Genomic DNA, 20187 nt, shown 5'->3' with positions numbered 1-20187 from the left:
ACACGGTCTTCCAGTTACCCTACTGAGTAACAGCAAGAGGCCCGGCAACGTTCTGGCCGAGGACCGCGATCACGGACTGCACTGTGTTCTGCTCTCGCTGTGGTCCGCGACACCTCTGATCCATACGGGTCCTCCGAACCAGGGGACATTCCATGAACGAGTCCACGAGCGTGGGTCATCCCAAGCCGAGCCGGAAGCGGTCGGTCGAGCGCATCGACGCGGTGCTGTTCGATATCGGTGGGACGATCTACGACGACGAGCGCTACGTCCAAGCGCTGTATCAGGCGGTCGCCGAGCTGGCCGGCGACGTCGACGACGTCGGATTCTGGACCCAGTACGACAAAAACCGCGAATACTCGGAGATCAGCCTGCGCGCCGCATTCGCCAGCCACTTCGTCCCGGGAGGCGATGCGGAACTACTGCACCGGCACATCGTCAAGCACGAGGAGTATCCGGTCGAGGCGCTCTACCCCGATGTCCGGCCGTTCCTGCACGCTCTGGCGCAGCAGTACCAGCTCGGCATCGTCTCTCTCTCGGCCCCGCAGGTCCGGGAAGCACTGCACCGCGACGGCCTGGAGCCACTGTTCGACGCGATTCTGCTCGGGGGCGAGCCCTTCCAGAAGCCGGATCCCCGCGCCTTCCTCACCGTGCTGGATCAGATGGGAGTGCCCCCTGGCCACGCCGCCTACGTCGGCAACCGGCTCGACGCCGACATCCGGCCCGCAGCACGGCTCGGCATGCGCACCGTGTGGATGCTGCGCGGCGAGGCCCCGCCGGCGCCGACCCGCAGCCAACTCGACGAGCCCGACGCAGTGATCACCTCGCTGACCGGGCTGCCGATGGCTCTCGCCCGGCTGACGAACCGTCCCGCTCCAGCGGCGACCCGCGTGCGGGGCATGTCGACCGCGGCCGTCGACATCACCGGCCAGTACCGCGCCAGGCAGCGGCTGTCCATCGTGAACGCGGCCAGCGCCCGCATCGGCAGCACACTCGACGTGACGCGCACCGCTCAGGAGCTCGCGGACGTTGCCACCGAGCGCTTCGCCGACTTCGTCGGCGTCGACCTGTTCGAGTCCGTCTGCCTCGGCGCCGAGCCACCGGTGAGACCGACCGCCGAACCCATCGTCCTCCGTCGAGCCGCACAGCAGTCCACCTTGCCGGGATGCCCGGAGTCGGTGGTCGAGCCCGGGCATATGGACCGCTACCCCGACGGCTCCCCCATGGGCCGTGCCCTGGCCACCGGAAAGCCGGCGCAGTACTGGGCCGAGGACCCGGTCATCCAACGGTGGCTGGCGCACGATGCCGTGCGCTCCGCCGCCGCGCGCGAACATGGCGTCCACTCGCTGATCGTGGTGCCACTGCTCGCCCGCGGCACCACCCTCGGCCTCGCCCAGTTCCTGCGGCACCGGACGCCGGACGCCTTCGACGGGAACGATCTCCTGCTCGCCGAGGAGATCACGGCCAGAGCATCCCTGGCCATCGACAATGCCCGCCGCTACACCCGTGAGCGCAACACAGCGGTGGCACTGCAACGCAGCATGCTCCCCCGGCAGGCGCCACGACAGACCGCGGTGGAGGTGGCCTCCCGCTATCTGCCGGCCGACTCCACCACAGGCATCGGAGGCGACTGGTTCGACGTCATCCCCCTGTCCGGGGCCCGGGTCGCACTCGTCGTGGGCGATGTCGTCGGCCACGGCATCCAAGCCTCAGCCACCATGGGACGCCTCCGTACGGCCGTCCTCACGCTCGCCGACATCGACATCCCGCCCGACGAGCTGCTCACACAGCTTGACGACCTCGTCCTGCGCCTCGATCGCGAGGCGGATCCGTCCGCCAAGGAGGCCGTCGAGCCGGAAGCCGAGATCGTCGGCGCCACGTGCCTGTACGCGGTCTACGATCCGATCTCCCGCCGCTGCACCCTGGCCCGCGCCGGGCACCCCGCCCCCGCCATCGTCCACCCGGGCGGCACAGTCGACTTCCCCGACCTGCCCGCCGGCCCGCCGCTGGGCCTGGGCGGCCTGCCCTTCGAGTCCGCCGAGCTCGAACTGCCCGAAGGCAGCCTGATCGCCCTGTTCACCGACGGCCTCATCGAGACCGCCGACCGCGACGTGGACATCGGACTGACGCGCCTGCGCCGCGCCCTGAGCGACGCCCCACCGTCCCTCGAAGACACCTGCGACAAGGTGCTGCAATCGCTGCTGCCCACCAACCCCGCCGATGACGTCGCCCTGCTCCTCGCCCGCCCCCAGACCCTCGCGGCCTCACACGTCGCCACCTGGCAGCTTCCCTCCGATCCGGCCATAGTCGCCCACGCACGCCAACTGACCACCGACCAACTCGCCTCGTGGGGACTGGACGAGACATCCTTCATCGCTGAACTGGTGGTCAGCGAACTCGTCACCAACGCCATCCGCTACGGCCAACCACCCATCCAGCTGCGTCTGATCCACGACGTCAATCTCATCTGCGAGGTCTCCGACACCAGCAGCACCTCACCTCATATGCGCCGGGCGCGCGCCTACGACGAAGGCGGACGCGGTCTCCTCCTGGTCGCCCAGCTGACCCAGCGCTGGGGCACCCGCCACACCACGACCGGAAAAACGATCTGGACCGAACTACCCGCGAACACCCCAACCGTTCCATGAGGGCGGTCAGGAAGCCCGTTCCATGAGGGCGGTCAGGAAGCCGGGTGTCCGCGGGAAGCCTGGCAGCACGTTGGGGCATATGCCCGGGAAGGCCCAGGTCCACGGTCCGGTTCACACCAGAATGAACATCAGTGTACGAATAGTCCATGAATGGATTTATCCGTCGAGATCGCCGTCCGTTCCGCCGGGTGCGTCAGAGCGATCACGCCGGATCCCCGCACCCCCCAGATCCCGGCTCGAAACATCCACGGGAATCGGGCCGCGACACCCGTGCGGGGGCGAGACCGCGCTCCCTGCTCTATCTGGGCAGCGCAGCGGGGCAAGTGTTCGTCCCGCAGTTCCTCATGGTGGTGCTGCTGGTCGCGGCCGCGGTGACGGCCCTGGTGCTGTACGCGCAGCAGGCCGCGGTGCGGGAGGCTCGGCAGCAGTCACTGGCCGCGGCGCAGGCGTTTGCGAACTCACCGGGCATGGTGGCGGCGCTGGACAGTCGGGATCCCACGGCGATATTGCAGCCACGTATCGAGGCCGCCTGGAAGCGGGCGGGTGTCGACTGGATCGTCGTCGTGAACAGGCAGGGAATCCGCCTTGCCCATCCCAACCGGAAGGTTCTCGGGACACCGACGAATGTTCCCATCGGCCCCTCGCTGGCGGGTCACACCGTCGTTGAGCAGGCAACTCTTCCGCGAGGCCAGCCGTCCAGCCTGCCCGGGGGAAAGGAGTACATCGAGGCGCGAGTTCCCGTGTTCCGGGCTGATGGTTCGGTCGCCGGGGTGGTGCTCTCGGGGTTGAAGGTCGAAGAGGTGACCGGCTTGGTCCGGCAGCAGCTGCCGATCATCCTCGGCAGTGGTGCGGGCGTTCTCGCCGCGTCCACTGCCGGCACAGTGCTGATCTCCCGACGGCTGCGGAGGCAGACACATGGGCTGCGGCCGGTTGAGATGGCACGGATGTATGAGCACCATGATGCGGTGCTGCACGCGGTCAGGGAGGGTGTGCTGATCATCGGAGCCGATGGGCGGCTGCTGCTGGTCAACGATGAAGCACAGCGACTGCTCGATCTGCCGATGGACGCGGAGGGGCGGGCTGTGGGCGACGTGGGGTTGGACCCCAGGACGGCGGGGCTGCTTGCGTCGGGAGAGCCGGTCACGGATCAGGTGCATCTGGCCGGCGATCGGTTCGTTGCGGTGAACAAGCGGCCCACTGTCCCCTACGGAGGGCCGGCGGGCAGTGTGGTGACGTTGCGGGACACCACGGAGCTTGCGGCGGTGTCGGGGCGGGCGGAACAAGCACGGGAGCGGCTGAAGCTGCTGTACGACGCCGGGGTGAAGATCGGGACCACGCTGGATGTGGTGCGCACGGCGGAGGAACTGACCGAGATGGCGGTGGGGCGATTCGCCGACGTCGTGGTCGTGGACCTCCTGGATGCCGTCGTGCAGGGGGAGGAACCGGCGCGGGAGCCGGGGCGGCAGATGCGGCGCACAGCGGTCAGCGGCCATCTGGACGAGGCTCCCTTGTATCCGGTCGGCGAGCTGATCACCTTCGTTCCGGCGACACCGCAGGCGCGGGCGCTGGAGATGGGACGGGCGCAGCTTGAGCCGGACCTGCGACGGGCCACGGGATGGCAGGAGCAGGATCCCGACCAGGCCCAAAGGATCCTGGAGTACGGATTGCACTCCCTGATCACCGTGCCGTTGCAGGCCAGGGGTGTGGTACTGGGCATGGTGGGCTTCTGGCGTGCACCTGGTGTCCCGGCGTTCGAAGAGGACGATCTGTCGTTCGCGGAGGAACTGGCGACGAGGGCGGCCGTCTGTATCGACAATGCGCGGCGGTACACGCGCGAGCATGGGATGGCCGTGACACTCCAGCGCAGTCTGCTGCCGCGGGGGCTGCCGGAGCAGAACGCCCTGGAAGTAGCCTGGCGCTATCTGCCCGCGGAAGCCGGGGTCGGCGGGGACTGGTTCGACATCATCCCGCTTCCCGGGGCGCGCGTCGCACTGGTGGTGGGTGACGTGGTCGGCCATGGTCTGCATGCCGCGGCAACCATGGGACGGCTACGCACCGCCGTACACAACCTCTCTGCCCTGGACCTGCCGGCCGACGAACTGCTGGGCAGCCTGGATGAGCTGGTGGCGCACATCGACGCCGACGAAGGCGGAGAGGATGCCGGTCAGGAGGTCACGGGGGCCACCTGCCTGTACGCGACCTATGACGCGGTCAGCGGAATGTGCACCATCGCCCGCGCCGGCCACCTGGGCCCCGCCCTGATCCATCCCGACGGCGCCGTCTCGTTCCCCGACACCCCGCTCTCACCGCCTCTCGGCCTCGGTGGTCGTCTCCCGGTCGAAACCGGCACACTGCACCTGCCGGAGGGCAGCCGGCTGGCCCTGTTCACCGACGGACTGATCGAGAACCGCCACCGCGACCTCGACACAGGTCTGGGAATCCTCCAGGAAGTCCTCACCCACCCCTACGCGACCCCGGAACAGACCTGCCAGGCGGTCGTCGACGCCCTGCTGCCCGAGCACCCCGAGGACGATGTCGCCCTGCTCGTCGCCGGCACACGTATCCTGAACCCCGCCCAGGTCCGCCAATGGGACATTCCGTCCGACCCGGCCGTGGTCTCCCGCATCCGCTCCGAAGTCACCCACCAGCTGGACACCTGGGGCCTGGAGCACCTTGCCTTCACCGCTGAGCTGATCACCAGCGAGCTGGTCACCAACGCCATCCGGTACGGCACCCAGCCCATCCGGCTGCGCCTGCTGCACGACCGCAACCTCATCTGCGAGGTCGCCGACGGCTCCAGCACCTCCCCGCATCTGCGCCGGGCCACCACCACCGACGAGGGCGGCCGCGGCCTCTTCCTGATCGCCCAGTTCGCCCAGCGCTGGGGAACCCGACACACCCCACAAGGCAAAATCATCTGGGCGGAGCAGTCCACCCATCACGACGCCACGGCGCCCGGCACCGCGCTGACCGACACCCTTCTGGACCAGTGGGAAGAGTAGACCGCGACAACCCCACCCCGCTCGTACTGTCGAGCAAGCACCGCGAAACCGGCCGCACGTCCCTCGGTCAGCACGTCCCTCGGTCAGAGTGTCACGTCACGGAATCCCCCCATGTTTCCGGCATGCTCCGTGCGGCGCTCCGGCCGGTCGCGCGGTGCCAGAGATCGCCGGTCGCGGTGATGAGCTCGACGATGGCTTCGGCGGTCGCGTGTGCGCCGCGGCGGCCGAGGAAGAAGAAGTGGTTCCCGGGGACGGTACGGGTGAGGATCTCGGGTGCCCGGTGGGCGAGTCGCAGGATCTCCGGCCAGCGGTCGGCCGCCGAGGCCGGGAGGGTCCGGGCGAGTTTCTCCATGGTCACCAGGGGCCAGCGCAGGTGGTTGGTGAGCGAGGAGATCGCATCATGGCGGCTGGTCGGCGCGATGGCCGCGCACAGCGGGAACTCTTCCCATCGCCCGTGGCCGCTGGCCGTTTCGTAGTTGTCGAGGCTGGTCACGCTTGAGGTGCCGTCGAAGATCTGCAACTCGCCCCGCAGACCGACCGAGTGCAGGCCGCAGTAGTAGCGGTGGTATTCCTGTTCGGTCATGATCGGCCCGCCGCCTTCGTCAGGGTCGGTGACCTGGCGGTACCAGGTGCGATACATGGCCTCGCGGGACAGACCGTAACCGCTGTAGTCCCACAGGCCGTCGGCATTGAGCGGGGCGGTGCCGTCGGGGAAGGGTCCGCGGGCCAGCATGGGCGCTGACGCGGCGAGTGCGATGAAGCAGTCGACGTGCAGGCCGAGTTGCCGGGCGGCCGTGGTGAAGGGGTGCGCGGTCCGTCCGCCCATGCTCCAGGCACACACCACCACCTGGCCGCCCAGTCGCTCGTCCGCCGTCACCTGTGCGGTGACCGCGGCCGCTGCCGCCGCCCATTCGCCGATGGTGAGGTCCGGGTGCGCGTGCGGGAACACGTTGTTGGTGCTGGGGTAGGACAGTGCCAGCAGGGGGAATCCCTGTGCTGCCAGTGCGTGGGCGAGGAACTCGGTCGGGTCGGCGCCGGGATGGCCGTAGCAGACACGGGCGAGGTGGCCGCCTCCCGGCAGGAACACGATCAGCGGTCGGTCCGCGGCGCCGGGCTGGAAGTAGGACAGCACCTCACGGCCGCCGACGGATGCCAGCCGCTCCAGCCCGGCGTGCAGCCGCACACCCGGGACTGGCCAGGTCACGGTGGTCGGCTCACCAGGCAAGGGCCACCCCGTCCCGCCGGGGGTCCGCGCCACCGGAGAAGGTACCGGTGTCCTGGTCGCGGCCCACACCGTGGGCGCCGCCGACCGCCCGGCTCCACGGGCCGATGATGTCGACGTCGTGCCCCCACCGTGCCAGCTGGCGCAGTGTGCCGACCGGGAAGCGGTCTTCGACGGCCAGGGTGCGTCCGCCGTAGACCCGGAAGCGGGGCTGTTCGATCGCGGCCTGGATGTCGTGGCCGTCGTCGAGTACGCCCGCCAGCATCTGCGGTGTGGTCTGCAGGATTCCCCAGGATCCCGGGGTGCCCAGTGCCAGCAGCGGGCGCCCGCCTTCGAACACCATGCCCGGGGAGGCCGGTGAGCCCATACGTTTGCCCGGTGCGATCACGTTGGGGCTGGCGGGATCGAGGTCGAACCAGTGCGCCATGTTGTTGAACGGCAGGCCGGTGGTGCCGAACACGACACCGGAACCGAAGCCGCGGACGGGTCCGCCGCCCAGGGAGTAGGTGCACGAGACGGCGTATCCCTCCTCGTCGATCGCGGCGAGGTGGGTGGTGCACTCCCGTGCGCTGTCGGCGAGGCTGCCCGGTTGCACCGACTGGGCGGTTGCGGCGGGGTTGAGCCGCTCGCCTTCGACCGTGGCCGCGCGGACCGGATCCACCAGCGCGGCACGTTCGGCCGCGTACTCGGGTGAGAGCAGCCGGTGCCATGGAGTGTCCGGCCGTGACCCGTAGGCGATGCGGTCGGCGACGGCCAGTTTGAACACCTCGCTCAGCAGGTGGACGCGGGCGGGGTTGTCCTGTTCCAGCGCACTGAGGTCGTGATGTTCCAGCATGGCCAGGGCCAGCAGGTAGCCGAAGCCCTCGCACGGCGGCGGCGGGCAGAACACCCGCCGCCCGCGGTAGGCGACCGACACCGGTTCCTTCCACACCGCTTCATAACGGGAAAGGTCGTCGTGGGTGAGCAGGCCGCCGTTCTCCTGTGAGAAACGGACGATCTCGTCCGCGACCGGCCCGCGGTAGAACACCTCCGCTCCGCCCTCGGCGATCAGGGAGAGGGTGCGGGCCTGGTCCGGCTGCCGGATCAGCTCACCGCGGCGCGGCACGCGCCCGTCCGGCAGGAAGATCTTCGCGGTGGTCGGGTAGGGCAGCAGGTTCCGCCACATGTCGCTGAGCATCTGGTGCTGGACATCGGAGACGGGCACACCGGCCTGGGCGTGGTCGATGGCGGGTGCGAGGACGTCGGCCAGCCCAAGGCGGCCGAAGCGCTCCAGGGCCGCCGCCCAGCCGGCCACCGCACCGGGGACCAGTGCCGCGCGCACCCCGATGTCCCTGGCCGCCGGACCGCTGAAGGCCGCGGGTGTCGCGGCCTGGGGTGCGACCCCCATGAAGTCCAGGACGAGCGGTTCGGGGCGGCCCGGTACGGCGATGGTCATGAACCCGACGCCGCCCGCGCCGGTGGACTGGGGTTCGACGACACTGAGTGTGGCGGCCATGGCGACCGCGGCGTCAACGGCGTTGCCGCCCGCCCGCAGCATGTCCAGGCCCGCCGACGCGGCATACTGATGGGCGCACGAGACGGCTCCGCGCGGCCCGACCGCCAGGGGACGGCTCCCTGCACGCAGAAAGGCACGGGCCACTTCCGGGGGGCTTCCCGCGCTCATCGCAGGGCTGGTGTCAGACACAGAAACCTCACAGAGTGTGCTCGGCCGTCACATCGGCCATGGCATCGAGAAACTCACGGGAACGCTTCGGGCTGCTCAGCGCGACCCCGACGAACAACGTGTCCAGCACGGCCAGACGCGCGAGCCGCGTCGTCATCGCCTCCAGGCGGAAACCCAGATCCGGGCCGCCCGCGACCAGGAGATGATGCGAGCGCGAGGCCAGGGGCGAGCGGAGATGGCTGGTCACCGCCACCACCCGGGCCCCGCGGCTGTGCGCCGCCTCCACCGCGGTCAGCGTCTCCTTGGTCGCACCGGTGTGACTGATCGCGAGCACCGCGTCCCGGCCCTCCAGCGCCCGCGCGATCAGATGCTGGGCAAACGTGTCCAGGGGCGCCTGCACCACCAGCCCCAGCGTCGTCAGCCGGTAGGCGAAGTCCTGCGCGGGCGCGGACGACGTACCGTTGCCCACCACCAGAATCCGCCGCGCCTCGGTCAGCACCGCAAGTGCTCCCTCATACGCGTCCAGATCCAGCGAGCGGGCGACCTCCTGCATGATCACCGCACTGTTGTGCAGCACCTGACGCGGAATCTCCCGCCGCGGAGTCCGCGGACCGATGTCCTCGGCACGCTCAAGGTCGTCACGGTCCCGTTCCTGCATGGCGAGATCACTGGCCAGGGCCAGCTTCAGATCATGGAACCCCTTGAACCCCAGCCTCTGACAGGCCCGGATCACGGTCGACTCCGCGGTCCCCGCCCAGTCCGCCACCTCGGACACCGACGAGGTCAGCGCCCGCGACGGGTCCTGCACGATCGCCTCCACCACCTTCAGCGCACTGGGCACCAGCCCCGTCCGCCCGGCCTGAATCCGGGCCGCGACCTTGCCCGTCCGCAGACGGGGAGGGCTGTTCGTCTTCTCGCTCTTCTTCGCTGTCACGTCAGGGACCATACCTCCCACCAACCCGTAACGGGAGGATAGTTCCTCGGGATTGCCTGAGATTAGGGAGCATTCTTGCTTCGTTAACCGGGCGGACGCCGCCGGGACATTCGGCCTCCTTAGCGTCCCCGGCATGAAAAGACCGAAGCAGGCACGGCGTGAGCACGCCCTGGGCTGGATACTGACCGGCCCGGCAATGCTTCTCATGGGTGTGTTCGTGCTGGTGCCGGTGCTGCTGGTGCTCGTGCTGGCCGTGTTCGACTACAGCCCGTTCACTCAGACATTCCAGTTCGTCGGCCTGCGCAACTTCCAGCGGGTGCTGCCCAGCCACGAGTTGTGGCAGGCGACCGTGAACACGATCGTCTACACCGCGATCACGGTCCCCGTCACGATAGGCAGCGGGCTTGTGATCGCCCTGCTCATCCACGGCCTGACCCGCGGCGCCGGGTTCTGGCGCAGTGTGTACTTCCTGCCGGTCGCCGCGACCCTCACCGCGATGTCAGTGGTGTGGCGATTCCTGTTCTACCCCGACAGCGGGCTCATCGACGCCACCGTGGGCGACTGGTTCGGAGTGCGGGACTGGCTGGACTCGACGACACTCGCCCTGCCCGCGGTGGCCATCGTGGGCAGCTGGGCGGGATTGGGCACCGCGGTCATCCTCTTCCTCGCCGGCCTCTCAGCGGTTCCCGCCCACCTGCACGAGGTCGCGACCCTCGACGGCGCAAGCGCGTGGCACCGGTTCTGGACGGTGACCTGGCCTGCGCTCGGCCCCGCCACCGTGTTCACCCTGGTGCTGACCGTCCGTGACGCGCTGCGGGTGTTCGACCAGGTGCGGGTGATGACCGACGGCGGGCCGCTGAACAGTTCGCAGACGTTGTCGGTGCTGCTGTGGCAGCGCGGCATCAAGTTCCTCGACATCGGAGGCAGCTCGGTGGTCAACCTCGTCCTGCTGGTCATTCTGCTGGGCACCGCGTTGCTGCAGTTGCGTGTCGGGCGTCGCTGGGAAACGGCGGGCACCCGATGACGATGCGCTCGCGTCGGCTGATCGGCCAGCTCGTCCGTCACCTGTTGCTCGCCGTCGGCTCCGTGGTGATGCTGCTGCCGTTCGCCGTCATGCTGCTGACCGCGTTCAGCAGCACCGGCACGACGGTCCACCTGGGGTTCTCCGGGCTCACGGTGGCGAACTTCACCAAGGTGTGGGCGCAGCAGCCGTGGCTGCGGCTGTATGCCAACACCGCTGTGATGACGGCCCTGATCTTCGTCGGGCAGGTGGTGCTGGGGCTGCCTGCCGGGTTTGCTCTGGCCCGGCGCGAGTTCGTCGGGAAGAAGGTGGCGACGGTGCTGGTGATGGCGTGCCTGGTGGTGCCGGCCCAGGTGATCGCCCTGCCCAACTATGTGCTGCTGGCCCGGCTCGGCTGGACGGACAGTCTGGCGGCCCTGGTCGTGCCGTTCACCGGATCGGCGTTCGCCGTCTTCCTCTTCCGCCAGTTCGCCCTCACCCTCCCGCAGAGCCTCTTCGACGCGGCCCGCCTGGACGGGGTCGGCCCCGTCGCGCTCATCTGGCGGACCGCGCTGCCGAACATGCGCCCCGCCCTGGTCACGCTCGGCGTGTTCAGCGTCGTCTCGCACTGGAACGACCTGTTCTGGCCCTCCGTCATGCTGCAGACCGACCGCGCGGCCACCGTGCCCTACGCCGTCGCCACCTACGCAACCACCGAGACTTTCACCGACTACGGGGTACAGATGGCCGCCGCGACCCTGGCCGTACTGCCCCTCCTCCTCGCCTTCCTCGTCACACAACGGCAGTTCGTGCGTGGCATCGCCCTCGCCGTGAACAACGACTGACCCACCAAGGAGCCTTGAGATGCCTGCCACCGTCTCCCGCCGCGCCGCGCTGGCCGCGGGCATGGGCCTGCTCGCCACCGCCTGCAGCGCACGCACAACGACCGCTGGATCCATTGGCCGGTCACCGAACCCGTCCCACCCGATCGACGTCGAACTGGCCTTCATGAACCTGCCCGCCTACACGACGGCGCTGCCCAAGACACTCGGCGCGGACTTCACCCGCCGCACCGGGATCACGGTCAAGCTCAACAACGTCGGCCAGGGCAGCTATGAGGCGGTCGACCAGCGCATCCAGGCGGGGCTGACCGCCGGCAACCCGCCGGATCTGGCGCTGATCGGGCTGAACTCGGTGCGCACCTACGCCGACGCGCACCTCGCGATGCCCCTCGACCCCTACCTGACTCCGGCCAAGGGGTTCACCGCAGCCGACTTCTACCCGTCCTTCCTGGAACTCGGCAAACGGGACGGCAAGACCTGGGCGCTGCCCTACGGCGTGTCGGTCCTGCTGCTGTACTACAACGCCGACATCTTCCGCAAGGCCGGGCTCGATCCCGACCGCCCGCCGGCCACCCTGTCGGAACTGCGGACCGCCGCCCAGCGGATCGTCTCCGCCAAGGCCGCCCGCTACGGGGTCAACCTCTCCGCCGACGGCTCCGGGCTGTGGGGCTACCAGAACCTGATCCTGTCCAACGGCGGCGCACTGATGAACGCCGACGAGACCCGGCTGACCCTCACCGACCCCAAGGTGAGCTCGATCGTCCAGTACTGGGCGGACATCACGAAGTCCGGTCTCGGCCAGCCGCTGGACCGCAAGACGGAAATGGACGCGTTCCTCCGCGGCGACCTCGCCATGTTCGTCCAGGCCAACTCCGGGATCGTGGCACTGACGTCGGCGAAGCACAGCTTCCAGATCCGCACCGCGCCCTTCCCGCTCCCGGACGGCGGCACCCGCAAGGCACCGGCCGCCGGAGGCGGGCTCGTCGTACTCAGCAAGGATGCCGACAAGCAGGCCGCGGCCTGGGCGGTGATCACCGAACTCACCAGCCCGCGCAGCGCGACCAACCTGACCAAGGCCAGCGGCTACCTCACCCCGAACCGGGTCGCCGCCAAGGGCGAGTCGTATCTGGCGCCGTTCTACCGCGAAAACGCCGGCATGGCGGTGGCGCTGTCCGAAGTCCCCGCCGTGGTGCCCTGGTACCAGTTCCCCGGCATTCACGCCACGGAGATCATGACGCTCGTCAGTGACAACTTCCTCGCCGCACGCCGCGGGAGCATGACCGTCACCAAGGCCCTTGCCGACGCGACCAACCGGGCGGAGGGACTGCTCCCATGAATGCCACCGACACCAAAACCGCTCCCCCGCCCGACACCGCCCCGGTCGATGGCGCCGCCGACGTGCACTGCGTCGGCGTCGCCAAGACCTTCGCGGGCGGCACCCCCGCCTTGCGCGAGGTCGACCTGCACTGCCCGCCTGGTGCAATCACCGTGCTGCTGGGACCGTCCGGCTGTGGCAAGACGACGCTGCTGCGCTGCATCGCGGGCCTGGAAACCCCGACATCCGGCAGCATCCGCATCGGTGACCGCGATGTGACCGAGACCGACCCGCGCCGGCGCGGAGTGGCGATGGTCTTCCAGAACTACGGGCTCTACCCCAACAAGACCGCCCACGACAACATCGAGTACCCGCTCCGCATGGCACGTGTGCCCCAACAGGAGCGCCGGGACCGGGTGACCCGCATCGCCGAGCTGCTGCGGATCGACCACCTGCTGGACCGTAAACCGGCACAGCTGTCCGGCGGGCAACGGCAACGGGTCGGAATCGGCCGGGCGTTGGTCCGCGAGCCCGCCGTACTGCTCATGGACGAGCCGCTGTCCAGTCTGGACGCCGAGCTGCGGGTGACCATGCGCAGCGAGATCCGTACCCTGCAACGCAAACTGGGCACGACGATGGTCTACGTCACACATGACCAGACCGAGGCCCTCGGACTCGCCGACCAGCTCGTCGTGCTGCGCGACGGCCGGATCGAGCACTCCGGCGACCCGGAGAACGTCTACGGGGCGCCGGCGACCACGTTCGTGGCCGGATTCCTCGGCGCGATGAACCTCCTCGACGCACAGCCGCTGGGACTGCCGCCCGGCACCATCGGTATCCGCCCCGAGGACCTCCTCCCCGGCGAAGCCCCCGGCGCACTCACCCTCCGCGGCCCGGTCGTCGACGCCGACCTGACCGGCACCGAACGCATCGTGCACTTCCGATGCGGCCAAGAAACCGTGCGGATACGCCTTCGCGCATCCGACCCCGTACCCGAACAGATCACCGCACACGCCCCCGCGGACCGGATCCACCGGTTCGACCCCGAAGGCAACCGAATCGAGGGACAGCCATGACCGAACTCGAACCCTGGCGCGAACTGAGCGCCGGGCTGGTCTCCGACTCGCTGAACCGTTTCCAGGTCATGGACCCCGCACTGCGGCCGCTTGCCGGGACCCGCCTGCTCGGCCGCGCCTGGACCGCACGCACCATGGCCGCCGAAAACTCCACCGTGCACCGGGCGATCGAAACCGCTCCGGCAGGAAGCGTGCTGGTGATCGACGCAGGCGGTTATCCGAGCCGGGCGGTCTGGGGCTCGATCACGACCGCCAAGTCCCTCACCCGCGATCTGGCCGGCGTCGTCCTCGACGGCGCGACCCGCGACATCGAAGCCATCCGGGAGCTCGGCTTCCCCGTGTTCGCCCGGGGGCTGAGCGCCGCCGGCCCGAACAAGGGCTGGGACGGCGAGGTCGGCGGCACCGTCTGCTGCGGTGGTGTGACCGTGCGCTCCGGTGACCTGGTGCTGGCCGACGCCGACGGCATCGTGGTCGTCCCCCGGGAAGTGGAGGACACCGTGCTCGCCACCGCGACCCAGAAGCTCGCCGAAGACCGCCAGCGACTCGCCCGAGCACTCAACCGCCCTGAGTGAACCCACCCCAAGGAGACCCCATGTCCACCGCACTTCCCCTGCACACCCCGTCGGGCGCGACCGACCGCCTCACCGTCCTCTCCCTGCCCCCGCAGCTGCGCGAGCAGGTGTCGTGGCTGGAGCAGTCCTTCACCCCGGCGGACTACCCCGATCCCGCCCGCCAGCAAGCCGCACGGACCCAACTCGCCGACCGCGTTGAGGGTTTGGCCACCGTGCTGGAGCAGGCCGTGTCCGCGGTCCGTGAAGACGACCAGGCCGTCGTGCTCAGGGGACTGCCCGCGGAGTCCACCGCGATGGTGGTCGCGATCGCCTCCGTCATCGGCCCGGTCGTTCCCTCGCGCCCGGACCGCCCGTTGATCGACGACCTCAAGCCGAACCCCGACGAGGGCGAGCAGACCCGCCTCGGCGACCGGCGCGTCGCACTGACCCCGCACACCGACAACTCGTCGGTGTCGGCCCCGCCCGAGATCCTGGTCCTGGCGTTCGTGCACAACGGCACCCCCGACAGCGGCGGGGAATCCACCCTCACCCACGTCGACGACGTCGCGGCGGCCCTCGACGACACCGACGTCGAACTGCTGCAGGAACCCCGCTATCCCAGCCTGAACGTGCCCACCGACACCGGCCGCGTTCCCACGCTCACCAGCGTGTTCGCCCGCCGCGCCGACGGCCGCCTCACCGCGCGCTACCGCGACGAAGCCCTCGACGCCGGAATCGCCTCGGACCTGGCACCCGAGACCCCCAGCCCCGCACACCTCAGCGCGCTGCACCGGTTCACCGCCACCGTCCGCGAGCCCGCCAGGCAGACCCGCGCCCGCCTCGACACCGGCGACCTGCTCATCATCGACAACGCCCGATTCCTCCATGGACGCACCGAGATCAAGGCGAACGCGGTCCGACACCTCAAGCGGCTCTACACCAAGCTCAACCCGGCGTAGCACCCGCTCGGGCTGTCCCCCGGGTCCTTCACTTGAGTTCCGTCGGTCGGCTCATGGCGTTCAGCCGCGTGCCGCCAGTGCCTTGAGGAAGCGCGCCGCGTCGGTCACGGCTGCCGCGGCCCGGTGAACCGTGCGGGTCCGGCTGCCGAAACCGTGAATCAGACCCGCGTAGCGGCGGACGTCGACGTGGACGCCCGCCGTTGACATCCGCTCGGCCATGCGCAGTTGCTCGTCACGCAGGACATCCAGTTCCGCTATGCCGAACCAGGCCGGTGGGAGTCCCTGCACATCGGAGCGCAACGGCCACAGGTACGGCTCGTCGGCGCTGGTGCCGTCCGGGACATAGGCGCGCAGGTAGCCTGCCATGCGCTCCCGGGACAGTCCGAATGTGCCGTCGCCGAACTGCCGGTAGCTCGGCGTGTCGAGATCGCAGTCGTAGACGCCGTAGAACAGGGCCAGTCCCTCGGGCAGCGGGCGTGCCTGGTCGCGTTCTCTGAGCGTCGCGGCCAGGGCGAGGTTCGCACCTGCCGACCCGCCGGACAGGAACACCCGTCCGTGGCTGACGCCGTAGTCGTCGGTGACACCGGGATCGCGGAGAGCGTCGAGGGTGGCGACGACGTCGTCGAGTGCCGCGGGGAAGGGATGTTCCGGCGCGAGCCGGTAGTCGAGGGACAGTACGGCGAGGCCACTGGCCGAGGCGAGCAGGCGACAGTGCGAGTCGCATGTGTCGGGGTTTCCGCGTACCCAGCCGCCGCCGTGCAGGAACACGACGACGGGTACGGGGTCGGCCACCGGCCGGTACAGCCGGGCCGGTCGTGGCCCCGCCGGGGTTTCGACCTGGACCGTCCGTACGCTCGCGACGGGCGCCGCGTCTTCGTTCCAGTACCGGGACACCCGGACGTATTGCGCTCGGTTGTCGGCGACCGTAGCGGTGGGTCCACCGTCGGCGGCCACGAGTTCGGCTGCTCTGGCCATCGCGGCGGCCATGGCGGGATCGATGAGACCGGGGGACGCCACGGGGGTGCGGTCTTGTTCAGCCACGTCGAACTCCTTGCCGGGAAACGGTTTCGAGCACGTTCACCACGGTGGTCAACGCCTCGGTCAGCTGACTTTGCGTGCGCGGGTTGCCCAGGCCGATACGGATGGCGGCGGGCGCGGTCTGCTCGTCGACGGTGTACAGGCCCGCGTCTGCGACGACGACGCCCGCGGCGCGGGTCGCGCTGGACACCGCGGCGCCGGGCATATCGCCCGGCAAGGTGAGCCAGGTGTGCAGGCATGCCTCGGCCGAGGCGACGTCGAACCCGTCGAGGGTCCGCAGCGCGAGCGCGCGCCGCTCTTCGCTCTCCGCACGCACCTGCGCGAGGAGCCGGTCGAGTCCCCCGTTGTGGATCATCGTGGACGCGAGCCCGGCGATCATCGGTGCGGCCATCCACTGGGTCATCCGGACGCCGGGCCAGAAGTGCCGCGCCGCCTCGCCGGCGGAGGGGGCCACCAGGTAGCCGAGCCGCATGCCCGGGCCCACGCTCTTCGACAGCCCCATCACATACCAGGTGAGCTCCGGTGCCAGGGTGGCCAGCGGTGGTGGTGCTTCGGGCGAGAGCAGGCTGTAGATGTCGTCCTCGATGAGGGTCACCCGGTGTCGGCGGGCGATGTCCGCGATCGCCTGGCGCCGCTCCGACGGCATGGTGCCGGTGGTGGGGTTGTGGTGTGTCGGCACGATGAACACCGCGTCCGGCCGGTCGGACGCGCACAGAGCCGCCAGTGGGTCGGGCAGCATCCCGTCGGCGTCCATGGGCAGTCCCACGACCCGGCAGCCGAGTTGCCTGGCCAGCAGGCGGATACCGGGGTAGGTCAGCTGTTCCACGGCGAGCAGCCCGCCGCGTCCGACGATGCCCTGGCAGATCATGGCCAGCCCACTGCTGACTCCGTTGGTGACCACAATCCGGCCCTCGTCCGGCCGCGCCCCCAGGCGACGCGCCAGCAAGGCGGCGGCCGCCGCCCGGTCCTGCTCCGCACCGTTGTAACCGTGCACGCCGACGAGGCGGCCCGGCGGCACACGATCGAGCGTCGCCGCTACGGCACGCCGGTACTCCTCATCGAGGACCGCCGGGACCGGTGGGGGACTGTTGTGGCTGAGGTCCAGTACGGCGTTGCCGCTCTCCATCGACTACTCCTCCGCCCCAGGCTTGTCACTTCAGAATGGTGATCTGTAGTTACAAGTTGGGGAACGTGCTCGGTACGTCCCATGAATCCATCCGGGGTGACACCGGATGGCCAGGCAGGGTCAGCCGTCGGGCGGCATCGCAGGGGGCACCCACCTCCCCCAGCGAGATGGCCACCCGGAACCTGTAGTAGCAACTTATTAATCTGATAGTTCATCTTTGTTAGCTGGTGGAGCCGCGGAACAGTTTGTAACGTCAGATCCGTGAACGCGATGCTGTTCGGCCCGGAGCCGCCGCAGGTGTGACTGCGGCCGCCCGAGGGGCAGTCAGGCTCGGTTCTCACGACGCGCGTCCTCGGCGTCGGAACACCACCCACCCCGTCGGCTCCAACACGGGCCGGACACGATCCGCCACGTCTACCAGCACTGAATCAGAAGGGACAGACGATGCCCAAGCTCCTCACGGACGAGCAGGTCCGCTGCTACGAGGACAACGGCTATGTGTGCCCGGTGCGCGCATTCGGCCCGGACGAAGCCGCCGACCATCTCGACCGGATGGACCGGCTTGAGGCGAGCCGACCGGACCTGTGGTCGTCCGCCAAGATCAAGCCCCACCTGCTCATGACCTGGCTGAACGACCTCATGCGGCATCCGCGGATCCTCGACGCGGTCGAGGACGTGCTCGGCCCCGACATCCTCGCCTGGGCGACCGGACACTTCGACAAGAAGCCGCACGACCCCGGCTATCTCGCCTGGCACCAGGATGCGACGTACTGGGGCCTGTCCGAGCCGAGTGTGGTGACCGCCTGGGTGGCGCTGACCCCCAGCACCCGCCAGAACGGCTGTGTGCGTGTCATTCCCGGCACCCACAAGGAAGGCCAGTTGCAGCACGAGGACACCTTCGCCTCACACAACATGGCCAGCCGCGGACAGGAGATCAAGGTCGACGTGGACGAGAGCAAGGCCGTCGAGTTCGAACTCCAACCCGGCGAGTTCTCCCTGCATCACACCATGCTCGTGCACGGCTCGCTGCCGAACCACTCCGACCTGCGGCGTTGCGGCATCACCATCCGCTACATCGCCGCGCACGTACGGCAGACGACCGGATTCAAGGACAGCGCGACGCTGGTCCGAGGGCAGGACACCCACGGGAACTTCCTTCCCGAGCCGCGCCCGGCAACCGACTTCGACCCCACGGCGGTCGCCTTCTACGACGGGATCGTCGCCGAGATCCGCAAGCGCAAGGAGTCGATCGCGACCGGAAACGCCGAGCGATGAAGGCACCTTCACCAACCTCGACCGACGCCGGGCCAGGGCCCGAACCACCGGCCATCGGCGTTACGGGGGCTGCTGGCACCGCGGTCCGCCGCCTCGGCGTCGGCAAGACGTTCGGCCGCTACGGCACCCGCGTGCCAAGGCGTCTCCGGTCGAGTGAGTCCGGCGTGACCGCGGTGTTGCTGGGGCCGGCTTTCGCCTTCCTGGTCGCGTTCGTCGTGCTGCCCGTCCTGGCCGTGGGTGCGCTGGCGCTGCTGAACTTCGATCCGCTCAGCCAGGAGACGAGTTTCGCCGGCCTGGACAACTGGCGCCGGGTGCTGGGCAGCCGGGAGTTGTGGCAGGCGACCGGGAACACGCTCCTCTACACCGCGCTGACCGTGCCCGCCGAGGTCGGTATCGGCCTGCTGATCGCGCTCGCCATCCGGGCTGCGGGCCGCGGCGCCGGGCTGTGGCGGACCGCCTACTTCGCACCGACAGCAGCCACCCTGGCCGCGATGTCGGTTGTCTGGCGGTGGCTCTTCTACCCGCACGTGGGTGTTTTCGACTCGACGCTGGGTGGGCTCTTCGGGCACGACGACTGGCTCGGGTCGACGACGCTGGCGCTGCCCGCGGTCGCGATCGTCGGCAGCTGGGCAGGGATCGGATCGTGCGTGGTGATGTTTCTCGCCGGCCTGTCGAACGTGCCCGCCCATCTGGAGGACGCCGCCCGCATCGACCGGGCCGGAGCCTGGCAGCGGTTCTGGTCGGTGATCTGGCCCGCGATCGGACCGGCCACGACATTCGCGCTGGTCATCACGACACGTGACTCGCTGCGCGTGTACGACCAGGTCCGGGTGATGACCAACGGGGGGCCGTTGGAGAGCACGAGCACCCTGTCGTTCCTCGCCTGGCAGCGAGGTGTGAGCTATCTCGACATCGGCGGCGGCTCGGTGGTCAACGCCGTGCTGCTGGTGCTGGTCCTGATCACGGTGGCGGTGCAGCTGCGCCTCGGCGGGCGCCGCTGGGACAAGGACGGCAGCCGATGAGCGCGGCAACGATGCCCCGCGAGGGCCTGCGGCCCGCCCGCCGCCGGGCCGGTGACCGTCGCGGCATATGGGTTCGCTGGAGTCTGCGCGCCGGGCTCGCCGCGGGAGCGGTGTTCATGCTGGCCCCGTTCCTGCTCATGGCACTGGCCGCGGTCACCCCGAACAAGCGGCTCAAGCCCGGGTCGGTGAGCCTGTCGGGCTTCACCCTGGACAACTTCCGGCAGGCATGGCACGACGTGGACTGGCCCGGTCTGTATCTGCACACGACCCTGGTCGTCGCCCTGGTGTTCGTGGCGCAGGTGCTGACCTCGCTGCCCGCCGGGTATGCGCTGGCCCGGCTGCGGTTCCGCAACCGCAGGCTGTCGTTCTGGACAGTGATGCTGTGTCTGGCGATACCGCCGCAGGTGACCGGGATCCCGGTGTTCTACGCCCTGTCCAAGGTGAACCTGCTGGACAGCTACACCGCGCTGGTGCTGCCGAGCGTGGGCAGCGCCTTCGGAATCTTCCTGTTCCGCCA

The 20187-nt window shown here is 69.4% G+C and carries 16 protein-coding genes; 11 read left to right on the top strand and 5 right to left on the bottom strand.

What is annotated here, in order from left to right:
- Positions 1-152 precede the first annotated feature (152 nt).
- Both ACWEKM_RS19840 and ACWEKM_RS19835 read left to right on the top strand, forming a co-directional pair.
- Positions 153-2645, top strand: coding sequence for an HAD-IA family hydrolase (locus ACWEKM_RS19840; RefSeq protein WP_451622484.1), 2493 nt, complete (start codon positions 153-155; stop codon positions 2643-2645).
- Between the two features lie 344 nt (positions 2646-2989).
- Complete coding sequence (locus ACWEKM_RS19835) at positions 2990-5647, top strand: SpoIIE family protein phosphatase (protein WP_451622521.1); 2658 nt, start codon at positions 2990-2992, stop codon at positions 5645-5647.
- A gap of 91 nt (positions 5648-5738) precedes the next feature.
- Here ACWEKM_RS19835 and ACWEKM_RS19830 read toward each other — a convergent pair whose 3' ends face one another.
- Genes ACWEKM_RS19830 through ACWEKM_RS19820 form a run of 3 tightly spaced genes read right to left on the bottom strand, consistent with a single transcriptional unit; the run spans position 5739 to position 9466 of the window.
- Positions 5739-6851, bottom strand: coding sequence for a hypothetical protein (locus tag ACWEKM_RS19830; protein WP_451622483.1), 1113 nt, complete (start codon positions 6849-6851; stop codon positions 5739-5741).
- A 10-nt stretch (positions 6852-6861) separates the two neighbouring features.
- On the bottom strand, positions 6862-8532 hold the full coding sequence (locus tag ACWEKM_RS19825) for a gamma-glutamyltransferase family protein (protein WP_451622482.1): 1671 nt from the start codon (positions 8530-8532) through the stop codon (positions 6862-6864).
- A 28-nt stretch (positions 8533-8560) separates the two neighbouring features.
- A complete protein-coding gene (locus ACWEKM_RS19820; protein WP_451622481.1) occupies positions 8561-9466 on the bottom strand; it encodes a MurR/RpiR family transcriptional regulator in 906 nt (301 codons plus the stop codon).
- 133 nt (positions 9467-9599) lie between these two features.
- Here ACWEKM_RS19820 and ACWEKM_RS19815 point away from each other — a divergent pair, with 133 nt between their 5' ends.
- From ACWEKM_RS19815 to ACWEKM_RS19790, 6 genes are read left to right on the top strand one after another with little or no spacing between them, the layout of a single operon-like run.
- Complete coding sequence (locus ACWEKM_RS19815; protein WP_451622480.1) at positions 9600-10490, top strand: carbohydrate ABC transporter permease; 891 nt, start codon at positions 9600-9602, stop codon at positions 10488-10490.
- Positions 10487-11311, top strand: coding sequence for a carbohydrate ABC transporter permease (locus ACWEKM_RS19810; RefSeq protein WP_451622479.1), 825 nt, complete (start codon positions 10487-10489; stop codon positions 11309-11311). Before ACWEKM_RS19815 ends, ACWEKM_RS19810 begins: the two co-directional genes overlap by 4 nt.
- 19 nt (positions 11312-11330) lie before the next feature.
- Positions 11331-12644, top strand: coding sequence for an ABC transporter substrate-binding protein (locus ACWEKM_RS19805; RefSeq protein ID WP_451622478.1), 1314 nt, complete (start codon positions 11331-11333; stop codon positions 12642-12644).
- Complete coding sequence (locus tag ACWEKM_RS19800; protein ID WP_451622477.1) at positions 12641-13699, top strand: ABC transporter ATP-binding protein; 1059 nt, start codon at positions 12641-12643, stop codon at positions 13697-13699. The genes ACWEKM_RS19805 and ACWEKM_RS19800 overlap by 4 nt, the downstream gene beginning before the upstream one ends.
- Positions 13696-14271 carry an RraA family protein gene (locus tag ACWEKM_RS19795; RefSeq protein WP_451622476.1) on the top strand — a complete coding sequence of 192 codons (576 nt, stop codon included), beginning with the start codon at positions 13696-13698 and terminating at the stop codon, positions 14269-14271. Before ACWEKM_RS19800 ends, ACWEKM_RS19795 begins: the two co-directional genes overlap by 4 nt.
- A 20-nt stretch (positions 14272-14291) precedes the next feature.
- Entirely contained in the window at positions 14292-15209 is a 918-nt protein-coding gene (locus tag ACWEKM_RS19790) for a TauD/TfdA family dioxygenase (RefSeq protein ID WP_451622475.1), read from the top strand.
- A gap of 60 nt (positions 15210-15269) precedes the next feature.
- On the opposite strand, the gene ACWEKM_RS19785 is transcribed toward ACWEKM_RS19790, so the two are convergent.
- On the bottom strand, positions 15270-16250 hold the full coding sequence (locus tag ACWEKM_RS19785) for an alpha/beta hydrolase (protein WP_451622474.1): 981 nt from the start codon (positions 16248-16250) through the stop codon (positions 15270-15272).
- On the bottom strand, positions 16243-17373 hold the full coding sequence (locus ACWEKM_RS19780) for an aminotransferase-like domain-containing protein (protein ID WP_451622473.1): 1131 nt from the start codon (positions 17371-17373) through the stop codon (positions 16243-16245). Before ACWEKM_RS19780 ends, ACWEKM_RS19785 begins: the two co-directional genes overlap by 8 nt.
- A gap of 444 nt (positions 17374-17817) precedes the next feature.
- Between ACWEKM_RS19780 and ACWEKM_RS19775 the strand changes: the two genes are divergently transcribed.
- From ACWEKM_RS19775 to ACWEKM_RS19765, 3 genes are all read left to right on the top strand, one after another.
- Complete coding sequence (locus ACWEKM_RS19775) at positions 17818-18648, top strand: phytanoyl-CoA dioxygenase family protein (RefSeq protein ID WP_451622472.1); 831 nt, start codon at positions 17818-17820, stop codon at positions 18646-18648.
- A gap of 164 nt (positions 18649-18812) precedes the next feature.
- The gene (locus tag ACWEKM_RS19770; protein WP_451622471.1) at positions 18813-19670 is read left to right on the top strand and encodes a carbohydrate ABC transporter permease; all 858 of its coding nucleotides are present in this window, start codon (positions 18813-18815) and stop codon (positions 19668-19670) included.
- Positions 19667-20187, top strand: a 521-nt coding sequence (locus ACWEKM_RS19765; RefSeq protein WP_451622470.1) for a carbohydrate ABC transporter permease, incomplete at its 3' end; no start/stop codon positions are given. The genes ACWEKM_RS19770 and ACWEKM_RS19765, both read left to right, overlap by 4 nt.

The organism is Streptomyces sp. NPDC004752, assembly GCF_053601275.1.
Note: the sequence above shows the minus strand (reverse complement) of the source record. Positions and strands in the feature narration are given on the sequence as shown.